Source organism: Rhodopirellula sp. JB055, from assembly GCF_043100905.1.
Lineage (GTDB): Bacteria > Planctomycetota > Planctomycetia > Pirellulales > Pirellulaceae > Rhodopirellula.
Window position 1 is genome coordinate 1 of sequence record NZ_JBICHO010000343.1, and the last position, 11,363, is coordinate 11,363.

Annotated in this window: 9 protein-coding genes; 7 read left to right on the forward strand and 2 right to left on the reverse strand. The window is 56.9% G+C overall.

Translation table 11 applies throughout. The features are described 5' to 3' along the window. Together ACF8AM_RS13550 and ACF8AM_RS13555 are read left to right on the forward strand one after the other, a co-directional pair. The coding region (locus ACF8AM_RS13550) for a cadherin domain-containing protein (protein ID WP_392556142.1) at positions 1–1,561 on the forward strand (1,561 nt) is incomplete at its 5' end. A gap of 253 nt (positions 1,562–1,814) precedes the next feature. Further along, positions 1,815–4,436, forward strand: a complete 2,622-nt coding sequence (locus ACF8AM_RS13555; RefSeq protein WP_392556143.1) for a diguanylate cyclase — start codon at positions 1,815–1,817, stop codon at positions 4,434–4,436. 44 nt (positions 4,437–4,480) lie between these two features. Here the strand turns inward: ACF8AM_RS13555 and ACF8AM_RS13560 are convergent, their stop codons facing one another. After that, positions 4,481–6,058: an NAD(P)/FAD-dependent oxidoreductase gene (locus tag ACF8AM_RS13560; protein ID WP_392556144.1), complete on the reverse strand. Its 1,578-nt coding sequence runs from the start codon at positions 6,056–6,058 to the stop codon at positions 4,481–4,483. Beyond that, positions 6,051–7,034 carry a Fe-S oxidoreductase gene (locus ACF8AM_RS13565; RefSeq protein WP_392556145.1) on the reverse strand — a complete coding sequence of 328 codons (984 nt, stop codon included), beginning with the start codon at positions 7,032–7,034 and terminating at the stop codon, positions 6,051–6,053. Before ACF8AM_RS13565 ends, ACF8AM_RS13560 begins: the two co-directional genes overlap by 8 nt. A gap of 72 nt (positions 7,035–7,106) precedes the next feature. On the opposite strand from ACF8AM_RS13565, the gene ACF8AM_RS13570 reads away from it, so the two are divergent. From ACF8AM_RS13570 to ACF8AM_RS13590, 5 genes are all read left to right on the forward strand, one after another. After that, positions 7,107–8,171, forward strand: a complete 1,065-nt coding sequence (locus ACF8AM_RS13570) for a hypothetical protein (protein WP_392556146.1) — start codon at positions 7,107–7,109, stop codon at positions 8,169–8,171. 264 nt (positions 8,172–8,435) lie between these two features. Continuing rightward, the gene (locus ACF8AM_RS13575) at positions 8,436–8,711 is read left to right on the forward strand and encodes a membrane or secreted protein (protein ID WP_392556147.1); all 276 of its coding nucleotides are present in this window, start codon (positions 8,436–8,438) and stop codon (positions 8,709–8,711) included. A gap of 366 nt (positions 8,712–9,077) precedes the next feature. Then, complete coding sequence (locus ACF8AM_RS13580; protein WP_392556148.1) at positions 9,078–9,443, forward strand: hypothetical protein; 366 nt, start codon at positions 9,078–9,080, stop codon at positions 9,441–9,443. A gap of 112 nt (positions 9,444–9,555) precedes the next feature. Further along, positions 9,556–10,554: a calcium/sodium antiporter gene (locus tag ACF8AM_RS13585; RefSeq protein ID WP_392556149.1), complete on the forward strand. Its 999-nt coding sequence runs from the start codon at positions 9,556–9,558 to the stop codon at positions 10,552–10,554. Further along, positions 10,554–11,363: an NAD(P)-binding protein gene (locus ACF8AM_RS13590; RefSeq protein ID WP_392556150.1), complete on the forward strand. Its 810-nt coding sequence runs from the start codon at positions 10,554–10,556 to the stop codon at positions 11,361–11,363. The genes ACF8AM_RS13585 and ACF8AM_RS13590 overlap by 1 nt, the downstream gene beginning before the upstream one ends.

The following is an 11,363-nucleotide window of genomic DNA, read 5'->3' on the forward strand; positions in this document are numbered from 1 at the left end:
GGCCCCAGGAACGCCCGTCGGAATCACGGCCGACGCATTCGACCTCGACGCCACCAACAACACGATCACCTATAGTTTGACGGACAACCCAGGCGGGTTGTTCCAGATCGACCCCAACACTGGCGAAGTCACCGTGGCGACTTCGCTCGACTATGAAACCGCGTCCAGTCACGAAATCACCGTCACCGCCACCTCCAGTGACTCCTCCACCGAATCTCAGTCATTCACAATCCTCGTCAATGATGTCAATGAGTTCGTTGCGATGGCAGGTGGTGACATTGATGGTACCGCCAACGAAGTCGACGAGAATTCAGCAGGTGGTGCGACCGTTGGCATCACTGTTTTTGCCTCCGATGCCGACGCGACGAACAACAACGTCCACTACACCATGTTGAACGATGCGGGTGGACGATTCGAAGTCGGCCTTTCCAGCGGTATCGTGACGGTGGCCGCAAATTCGTCGCTGAACTTCGAGACGGAAGCGTCTCACGACATCATCGTCCGTGCGATCTCGGAAGACGGATCGTTCGTCGACCAAACCTTCACCATTCAGCTTCGAGATGTCAATGAAGCCCCAGTTGCTTCCCACGATGGAACGTATAGCACGACGGTCAGTCTGCCCAAACTGCTGAACAACCCTTCGCTGCTAGCCAACGATGTCGATGTGGATTCGGATCCGTTGCGAATCGTGATCGTCGCGCATCCCGCCAACGGAACATTGCAAATCGACTCCAATGGACACGTGACTTACACGCCCAACGCCGGTTTCCTTGGTACCGACTCGTTCCAATATCTTGCCGACGACGGTTTCCTAACCAGCAACACGGCCACAGTCACCATCGAGGTCGTCCCCGGCAACACCGGTGGATCTGGCGACGGAGGAGATGGTGACTCAGGAGACAACTCATCGGGAGGCGGCGATGGCGATGGCGATGGAAGCACGGATGGCAATGACAACAATGACTCCGACCCATCCGAGGGCGAAGGGAATGAAACGGAGCTCGCCAACACGGTCGGAACCAATGGCAACACCGGCTCGAATTCCGGTGAGTCGACACAATCTGGACGCCGCAACTTCGCCAATCAATCAGGCGACTCCAACGAGAACAGCTCCGGAGACGATGCCAGCGGGAGTCCCACCGACAACGGCAGCCAAGGTGTTCGCGCCATGAACAATCAGAGCAGCCGCTTGGTCCAACGTTTCGGTTTCGGAAACACATCGTTCCAATACGACATCCTTGTCAGCAGCGATGCACTACTAGACGACTTGGTTGGCGAAACGGACCTCGACACTTTGCTGACGTGGCACTTGACCGACGACGGCTCGGTTCGTGTCAATGAAAGCTACGAGAACGACGAGATTCACGTGGGTGCCGTCGGAACCACTTTGGGACTGGCCTCGATCGGCTATGTCTTGTGGGCACTTCGCGGTGGGATGTTCATCGCCACCATGTACGCCGGCATCCCAAGCTGGCGAATGCTGGATCCTGCTTCCCTGCTCTCTGCCTATCGCGGAGCCGACGGTGCGGCCCAGGATAAAGTGGAGGAAATGCTCGACTAGCACCACCGGACAACTCGTTACGAAACGAACAGCCCGATCAACCCGCTGATCCGGAAGTAACGACACCAGTTTCGAGTCGCCACGCAGATGTACACCTCCTAGCACCGGTGTGCCACGTTTCATAACGAAGACTTACCCAAAGGGAATTCCACGAATGATTTCTCGCGGCCGACGGGTCGCGTGTCACTGCTTGGTTGTGACGAATCAGAGTGGAATTTGACGTCTACCATCCCTCTCCCAACGATCGTTTTTCTTGTTCCAGGCCGTTTTCGCATCGCTTCGACTCGCCTTCGCACTCGTGTGCGTCGGTTTGGGTCTTATCCTCGGAGCTCAGTGGCTCGGGTTCATCCCCGATTCACGAGTGGCCGACGAGACTGCGCGGCGCAAATTCTGCGAAACCGTTGCAATTGCATCAATTGACGACATTCGCCATCACCGGTGGGCCAAACTAAACGCCACCCTCGATTCGCTGGTTCGCCAAAACGAATCCCTGCTCTCCGCCGGCCTACGGACCGAATCCGGTGTTCTGCAAGCCAGCACGAAACATCACCGCGTCTGCTGGACCAAATCGCAACCATCTGGTGAAGCGAACTCCGCCGAAACCGTCTACAAAAATTCACCAACCGTAGCGTCACGAGATGATGACCTGTTCCTCTCGGAAGATCCTGCGCCCGTTCAGTCCGTCCCAACTTGGGTCGAACCCACCGAATCGGCCGCCACGCAATCCACCGCCGAAATCGACGGCGACATCATCCGGCTGGACATCCCCATCACGGTCCAAGACCGCACCTGGGGAAACCTTGAATTCACATTCCGAAACAATCTTGCCGGGCCATTTGGCGGCATACTCGACCGCGGAATCCTTCGGCTGCTGATTTTCTTCACCGTGATCGGTATGGGATCGTACTCATTCTTGATGATGCGAATCCTCGGCGTCTTCTCGCGAACACAGGTTGTTCCTGAGCGCGTCAGACAAGCGCTTGATACGCTCGCGGAAGGCCTGCTCGTCCTGGACAAAGATGGCAAAATCGTTCTTGCGAACGACAACTTCTTGGCCACCAACGGATATGAACCCGAAGAACTGAAAGACCGCCTCGCCGCCGATCTGCCCTGGGTATTTGGCAATGGAGAAAAGTCGTCCAAGGACGCTGAACTACCATGGACGCAAGCGATCAGCCAACGTGAATCGGTCGTCGGTGAAATCCTGCGTCTGACCGGACGGGATGGTGTCCACCGGGTGTTCAGCGTCAACGCGGGACCGATCGGCGAAGACGAAAAACAAAAGGGTGCTCTGGTCACCTTCCAGGACGTCACGCACGTTGAGAAGCACCGTCTCGAACTCGAGAACATGCTGTCGATGCTTCGCCTGAGCAAAGACGAGATCCAAAAGAAAAATCAGGAACTCGAAATTCTTGCGACACGAGATGCCTTGACCGGTTGCTTGAACCGTCGTGCCTTCTTTGAACGCATGGAAGAGATTCTGGCAGACTACCGGAGCGCTGGCCGTCCGCTGTCTTGCTTCATGGTCGACATCGACCACTTCAAGAGCGTCAACGACACGTACGGTCACCACACCGGCGACGAAGTCTTGCGAAAGGTCTCCAAGGTCCTGCGTGACCTTCACGAAGAAAACCAAGTCGTCTGCCGCTACGGCGGCGAAGAGTTCTGCGTGATGCTGCCGGGCCACGATCTCGACGAAGCAATGGAGCAATCCGAGCGGACTCGGGCAGCGATCATGAACATCCGCTTGTCCGATCCGGAATCGCTTCGATTGACCGCGTCGCTCGGTGTCAGCGAATTGAAATTCGGTGCCGCCGATGTGCAATCGCTAATCAACCAAGCCGACAATTGTCTCTATGTCGCCAAACGCGGCGGACGAAACCAATCTGTTCCTTTCGATCCCGATCGCGTGGACGTTCTCGGCGAAGAAGAACCGTCGCCCGATGAAATCGCTGACCCTGATTTGGCCAGCCTGCCGTTTCACGCCGTCACGGCACTGGTTTCCGCTCTCGCGTATCGAGACCCATCGACCGCGGAACACAGTCGCCGAGTTGCCAACCTGTGTGTTCAAGCCGCCGATGGTTTGGTGTGCCAACGAGAAATCTATGTTTTGGAAATCGCCGCCTTGCTGCATGACATTGGAAAGATTGGTGTTCCCGATGATGTCTTACACAAACCAGGGCCGCTGACCGAAGAAGAATGGAAAGTCATGCGACGCCACAACACCATCGGTCTCGACATGGTTGCTGGCACCTTCCATTGCCCCGAACTCGAACGAATCATTCGCGCGCATCATGCCATCAGTGATCGTGGCGACGTGCAACGGAACTTGAAACTCGACGAACTTCCCCTCGAGGCTCGCATCCTCACGATCGCCGATACTTACGATTCCATTGTTTCCGATCAAGCCTATCGTCCAGGCCGACCGCACTCCTTCGCCGCGATGGAACTTCAACGTTGCGCGGGAAAACAATTCGATGCGGAACTGGTGAACCACTTCCTCGACAAGATCGAGGCCGATGTCAAAGAAAGCTCGATGGGCGTCCCGACGACGACCGGAATCTCATTCGCCGTCCCGAAGCCAACCGCACTGAAAATCGGTCAACAAATCGAACGTATCGCCGAGGCAATGGACCAGCAGAATTTGTCAGTCCTGCGTGACCTCGCCAAGGACTTGTCTGAGATCGCCGATGCCAGCTACCTGACTCCAATCGTTGACTCAGCCAAACAAATTGAAAAAGCCGCATCGAATAGCGAAGCAGTGGAGTGGATCACGCTGCTTCGGCAGACTCAAAAACTGCTCGACCTGTGCCGTGCGACACAAAACGCTCACCTGATCGAAGTCGACCAAGAAGAAGCGTTCATTCCGCACTAATGGTCTCTCACGACTCGGTTCGAAGGCAGTGGACGAAGCGACGATCAAACCGAACGTTCCACTTTGAAAAACGTCTCGTGTTTCGCTTCCCCTGTGTAGCGATACCGGCCGCGAACGTTGCCATCCAACAACCCAGCGTTCTGAAACGGTTGCAGGCGCGGTTGCAACCACTGCCACAATTCGTCGTCCGAGATGTGATCCGAGACTCGTTGCCGCGTCTCTCGAATCAATTCGCAAAACGCGTCGTTGTCGCACAACCACAACGCGGAATCGACGTTGCCACCAGATGCTAGAAACTCCTCCGACGCAATCGCAGAAGCGAAATACAGCATCGACACCGCCTCGAATCGCGCCATCGTGGACAAACATTGGTAGCACAACGAAACCAGCGAATCGATCTGTCGCAGTTCTCGTTCCACCGTCAACGCATATCGATCGAGCATCGTGTCGCATCGCGATGACTCACTGAGCAACGCGCCTAACAACCTGGCCACGCCGATCAAACCGTGGGCAATGCCCGTGCTGTGCAGCGGATCGATTGTCGCCACCGCCGTTGGCATCATCACATAGTTTCGATGTCTCACCGGCAACTGCATTCGCTGCACCCGGTCCACCGAGATCCAACGAGGCGTCGTCTCGCAGAATGACGCCTCTTCCATCAGGTTTTGCAAACTGGGATACCGCCGCCAACTTTCTGTCGCAGGGATTCCCGATCCGACGTCGGCCCAACCAGCACTGTTCGGCTGAGTCCAACCGACGCTGGTAACACCATGATCCATCCGCAACATCCACATCCAACCCTCTGCCGTCAGATGATGCTGAGCCGCGTCGTCAGGATCAAACGGTTCCTCCGCTCGAAGCTGTCGCGTTCGCTTCAGTTCCTGTGTCCAAGATTTCACACCATGAAAATGAGCGAAGACACTACGTGTGCTCGTCTGCAATCGCTCGTCAACACGACGCAGACCGATCGATCGAGCCAATGAGTCTGGCAACACACCAAACCGGCCCGATGCATTGACCAACCACCGCGCCGACACATTCCTGGGCGATGCATGCGATTCATTCTGGGAGCGATCACACAATGTCAACTCGACGTGTTCCTCCATCGTCGCGGCCACCACTTCGGTCCGTTGACGGCATTCCGCCCCCGCCTGAATCGCTCTTTGCAGAAAGAACGAATCGATGTCACTTCTCAACCAATGCGTGTCCGACCAAGTGTCGCTCGGACTGGCGGTGACCAACAAACTATTTCCGCAGACGTTCTCGTCACCCTTCTTGAGATCGTGAAACTGCCGTCCTGATTGGTTGTCACAGCCCGCGTCGCCATGGTGGTAGTAACTGAACCCGCGTTTCTTTCCACAACGCAAATTTGGAAACGACGCTTTCCAACTCGGGTAAGTCGACAGTGCTCGCAGTTCAGGCAATTCATACTGATCAGCCAATTGTCGCAGCACCAAATCGGCCATCGGAGTGCTGGATTCACCAATCGCAAAACGCCCGAATTGTTCCCGTTCAATCAACATCACAGAAACGCCACGGGTGGCCAAAATCCAAGCCAACAGGGAACCGGAAAAGCCGCCTCCTAGAATCGCAACGTCGTAGTCGGATTTTGATTCAGACATTTCGCGTTCCCGATTTTGGTACTTCACCCAAGTCGGGAGCATCCGACTTGGGCAACTCCGGATCCAAACCCCAAGTGTCCAAAGTCAGCACCGGACCACGATCGAAACGTGAATCATTGTCGAGTGCAACCATCACCGCCTGCATCTCCTTTCGAGTCGGCGGATGAAAGTGCCCCTCGCGAGCCAATCGGTCCATGAAACCGTTGCCCGTTCGGCAAGGCAACAAACTGATGTGACGTGCCCCGGCAGCCGCCGCAAATCGCGCCGACAAGATCGTCCATGCGTACGATTCCTTTGGAGCCAACCACGGCAGACCGTGAATCAGGAACACACGCAAATCAATGGAGGCGTCTTTCAAGTGCTGAGCGAATTGAAAAAATTGCCCCGGGTGAAGTCGTTTGTTCAATCGATCCAACATTCGCGGCGCGATGCATTCCAAGCCCACCGCGATTTCCAGTTTCCCACGCAAACGTTTCGCGAATTCGAACAGGCGTCGGGTGCCGATCAGCGGATGATTCTCGACAACCACGCGATCAAACCGATCGCACAGCTTGGCAATTGTGTCGTCATCCGCCGAGGGTGTGGTACGTCGGTCAAAGAAATTCCCGCTGTTGTAGAGCTTGATCGTCCCGCCTGCCGCGTTTCCAGTTCGCTCTTCCCAATGTCGCAGCCCCACCCGAATCTGGTTGGGCAACGCGCCCGGCGGAGTCGGATGGTCCAGCGTGTTCCGCCATAAATCACACATACTGCACTGCAGAGAACACTCCGACGACGCTAGCAACAACGTCAACACCTGAGTCATCTCGGGTGGCCGATCCGGACGGCGATCGAAAGGTTCCAGTTCCACGAACACCGAATGGGGACGATTGGCATCCATGTTGCGATGCCTCCCGTCCGCGGGGCTGGCCTCGCCTCGTGACGCCAGCACTTCTTGCGGTGACGGTTTGTCAAACAACATCGGTTCCTTGCGTGTCATGGAATTGATCTTGATGCAGTCCACCACAGATTGTTACCCCCAACAAGATCACGCTTTTACAAACGGGATACCATGCTTCGATTTCTGACCAACGTTTTTCAACCTCAGCACGCTCACCAGCTTCTCGCTGCCGTGTTTGTGCTGGTCGGTACAATGACGCTCGTTTCGTCCGAATCCGCCCGTGCTCAGCAAACGTTGCCGTTTCGGCCGATTGGTTCCCCCAGCGCCGTCGACCAAACCGAGACCGCTCGTCGACAACGTGCCACACAAAACAGCGCCACACACAACAGTGCCGCGCAAAGCCGTCGGATGATTCCGGCATCCTACCGGTCCCAGCCACCCGCCAATGCCCGTGCCTATGATCCCAACGTAAGGCAAGTCGCGATGCAGTCAGGCGGGTTGGATTTGCCCGGCAACATCGGTGGTAATCAAACCTTCGAACCTCCTGCCGGATCCCAACCCGTTCAAACTCAACCCTCGTTCGGAACGCCACCCAACCTCGGGAATACACAACCGGGCGTTGGCTCTTCCTCGCCCGGCATTGCACCTCCGCCTGGAATGTCCGCTCCCACCAGCGGCACACCCGCCCCGAGCAATATCGCCCCAGGCAACTCCTTGCGTGGCGATGCCGCGGCGCAAGGACGATCGCTGCCCGCTCCCACTGCGGTCCCGAACGATGTCTTGGGCGGCAACCCAACCTTCGCTCCCAATCGAATCGGTCCGCCGCCTTCGGACTATGCACCCGTTCCACCGCCACAACTGAGCAATGGCGGCTACGCAACAATGAGCAACTGCGCTCTCATCTCGGCACCCAGCGAATACTCTGCCATGAGCCCCTATTCCGGTTACGGCTACGGACAAGGTTGCGCTGCACCAACTGGAGTCGCGCCAGTCGGATACGTTGCTCCACCCGCACAAATCGCTGCTCCTGCCGCCATTCCCGCCACGACTTATCCAGTCGGTTCCACCGTGCCTCCCGTCACTTCCACCACCTTGAACGCCGGTCCCGCCGGCGCTTTGATCGACTTTGGACAGGGCAACAACACCGTGCAAGTCGGCCCAGGACTTTGGGGGCAACCAGTCGCTTATGTTCCCGGTCAAGGTTTTCGAAATTGGTTGCGTTACTTTTCTTTCTGAGACATCAACGCGACAACACCTGGCTCGCCACGAGACATTCGCACCATCGCTTCAACCCGAATCGACCGGAGCAACCCGACCCGCCGCCAGCACTTTTCGCTTGAGCCGACCGGAAGCCATCCAGGCGGCATCGCGATCGTTCGATGAATTGCTGTAGGGTCGCATCATTCATTGATCCGACTCGCCGGCAGCTTGCTCTTCCACCCCTCCCCGGCAACGCCGCCCTCCCAATCCGTGTCTCCCATTTTTGTCAGGACCGATCTCATGCGCACCTCCTCCCTGCGCGTCTGTTCGCTCGCCGGCGTGTCCACGCTGATTCTGCTCACTAGCCTGTCCGCTGGGTGTCGCGGCCGTGGTTTCTTACCCGCACCAGGAACGATGAACCAACAACAGGCCAACGCCGTCGTCCACGATCCCTATCCATTGACGGATATCGGACCGAACGATCAAGGCAGCCGCCCGCCGAGCTACCAGCAACCGCTGCCCGGCCCGGTTCGAAACCGACTGAGTGCCGACGCAATGCCCTGGCTCGGTCGATAGCCTTCACTGGCGACTCGTTCGACCACTCCAAACCACTGTTCGAACGAGCTTCTCTCCCCCCTGCCGCAGTCAGCCTGACGCACCATCCACCACCCACTCGGGTGCTCCGACGTCTCATGTTGCAACCGAGATTGACATCATTCTGATATCACCTATTTCGCCCGATCGTTGAGGCGGGTTGGTTGAGAAGTGAGTGTTTCCCCACGAAATCGGCTTTTTCCCCCTGAAATCAGCGTTTCGTGACACTTTCGGCACGATTGGCCCCTGGGTTGCTTCCATTCTCCTGTGAACTGAGTTTCACGCGATTTGTGAACCGATGCCGAGGAGGCATCACGCGGCGGAACAAGTTTTCTACGGAGAAAAAAGATGTCTCGATTGACCAAATGGATCGCCGTCCCGGTTCTCGCCGTCGCAGCCACTTTCATGGCGGACGCCCCGGAGGCAAACGCCCAAGGATTTTCGCTCAGTATCGGCACGGGCGGTTTCAGCTACGGCCACTATGGTCCAAGCCGATACAGCAGTTACTACGCCACGCCCTACCGCAGCACTTACGGCTATCGATCATACGGACCAGTGATTTACCCCGGTTATTCCACTCGCTACCGCAGCTACGCTCGCCCGCTGGCCTATCCGCCCGTGTACGCTCCTTATCGCGGCCCGCGCCACGTCCATGGACATCACAGTCACCATGGTCATCACGGTCATCATCACGGCCGACCACACCGACGGTGATGCCAATCACGGCAGCACAAAACGCGATGGTTCCCATCGCAGTCTGACCTGAAAAACTTTCAAGCGTGTCGTCTCCTTTTACGAGACGGCACGCTTGTCTATTTTCAGCCGCATGAATGGTATCATCGCACTACAGATTCTCGGCGGCATCCTTCTTCTCTTGATTGGAGGCGAATGGGTTGTTCGCGGCGCCTCCCGATTGGCGATCGCGGCGAAACTCAGTCCGCTATTCGTGGGATTGACCGTTGTCTCCCTCGGCACCAGCGCCCCTGAGATGGCGGTCTCGTTCGCGACGGCGCTTCGAGGCCAGGCCGACATCACGATTGGCAACGTGGTCGGCAGCAATCTGTTCAACATGTTGACGATCGTTGGCTTCAGCGCACTCTTCGCTCCGCTTCCGGTGGAAAAACAAATCACGCGGTTCGATGTGCCCGTGATGATCGCGGCAACGATCGCGATGTTGCTTGCGTCTTGGAACGGAGTCATCGGGCGTTTCGACGGGATCGGACTGATTCTGATCATGATCGCTTATTTCGCGGTTTCGTACCGACTCGGCAAACAATCCGGTGAAGCCGCCATCCCGGACGAACTCCTCTCGCCAGAAATCTTGGAGGAAGCCGCCACGTCACTTGGCCGGCGTGTTGCCGTGATCCTTTGGCAATTGGTTTTGCTCAGTGCCGGCGTCGCGGCCTTGGTCTACGGATGCGAACTGTTTGTTGACGGTGCCGTATCAATGGCACGCATTCTGGGCGTCTCCGAATTGGTGATCGGACTAACGATCGTTTCCGCAGGCACGTCGCTTCCCGAGTTGGTCACTTCCGTTGCCGCCACCATCAAAGGCGAACGTGGGATTGCGATTGGCACCGCGGTCGGCAGCACCACGCTGAACATCGTCGCCGTGCTAGGCATCACGTCCGTGATCGCCCCGAGTGGTCTGAACGTCTCGCCCGATATCATGGCATTGGATATGCCGTTGATGGTGATCGCCGCGTTGCTGAGTTGGGTTCTCTACCGGACCGGTCGAACGATTGTTCGTTGGGAAGGGGCGCTGATGATTCTGATGTATTGCGGTTATGTTGGTTACCTCCTCAAAACCAGCGGAGCCTTCTGATGAGTTCGCAGCCCCGAAGACTTCGCTACACCCGGCGTAATTTGCTGTCTTCGGTTCTGGGCGCCGGCTCTCTCGCGTACATGGGTTGTGATTCGCTGTCTTCACGTTGGTCCGGGGCACTTCCGTTTACAGGTTCACTGCTGTCGCCCAACCGTGACGTCGGGCATCGATTGCGAGTTCCCGCTTCAGATCGCATCGCCAAACCGGCTGAATTGATCCAACGTCACACAGCCTGTGTGATTGTTGGTGGCGGAGTCGCCGGATTGTCCGCCGGATACGAACTCCTGAAATCGGGATTGGATGACTTCATCCTTTTGGAGTTGGAATCCTCTCCTGGCGGCACATCGCGAAGCACGCAGTACACTTCGGAATCGTTCGGTTCCTTGCGAGCCCCTTGGGGCGCCCACTACTTGCCGCTGCCCGACGAGCACAACCAACCGCTGCGAGAATTCTTGCGTGATTGCGGTGTCTTGGACCAACACGGCCGCGCTGCTGAGCACATGCTTTGCCGCGATCCAGAAGAACGGGTCTGGGCGGGCGGACGTTGGCACCCGGGATTGCTTCCGATGCGGGACGCAACACCCGAAGACATTTCACAAATCAAACGTTTTCAAACGAAGATGTCCGAATTTGCATTGCGAACCGGCAACGATGGCAAACCTTGGTTCGCTTTGCCAACCTCCCTGACATCGGACGATCCCGAGGCGTTTGCTCTAGATAAAATTTCGATGAAGCAGTGGATGCAATCACACCAATTTGACAAGCCGCGATTGCTGTTGTTGGTGGAGATCGGAATAGCACACCTCTGA

Coding starts and splice junctions, on each gene's coding strand:
- ACF8AM_RS13560 (WP_392556144.1), bottom strand. CDS start 6,058: ATGTCTGAATCAAAATCCGACTACGACGTTGCGATTCTAGGAGGCGGC.
- ACF8AM_RS13565 (WP_392556145.1), bottom strand. CDS start 7,034: ATGACACGCAAGGAACCGATGTTGTTTGACAAACCGTCACCGCAAGAA.
- ACF8AM_RS13570 (WP_392556146.1), top strand. CDS start 7,107: ATGCTTCGATTTCTGACCAACGTTTTTCAACCTCAGCACGCTCACCAG.
- ACF8AM_RS13575 (WP_392556147.1), top strand. CDS start 8,436: ATGCGCACCTCCTCCCTGCGCGTCTGTTCGCTCGCCGGCGTGTCCACG.
- ACF8AM_RS13580 (WP_392556148.1), top strand. CDS start 9,078: ATGTCTCGATTGACCAAATGGATCGCCGTCCCGGTTCTCGCCGTCGCA.
- ACF8AM_RS13585 (WP_392556149.1), top strand. CDS start 9,556: ATGAATGGTATCATCGCACTACAGATTCTCGGCGGCATCCTTCTTCTC.
- ACF8AM_RS13590 (WP_392556150.1), top strand. CDS start 10,554: ATGAGTTCGCAGCCCCGAAGACTTCGCTACACCCGGCGTAATTTGCTG.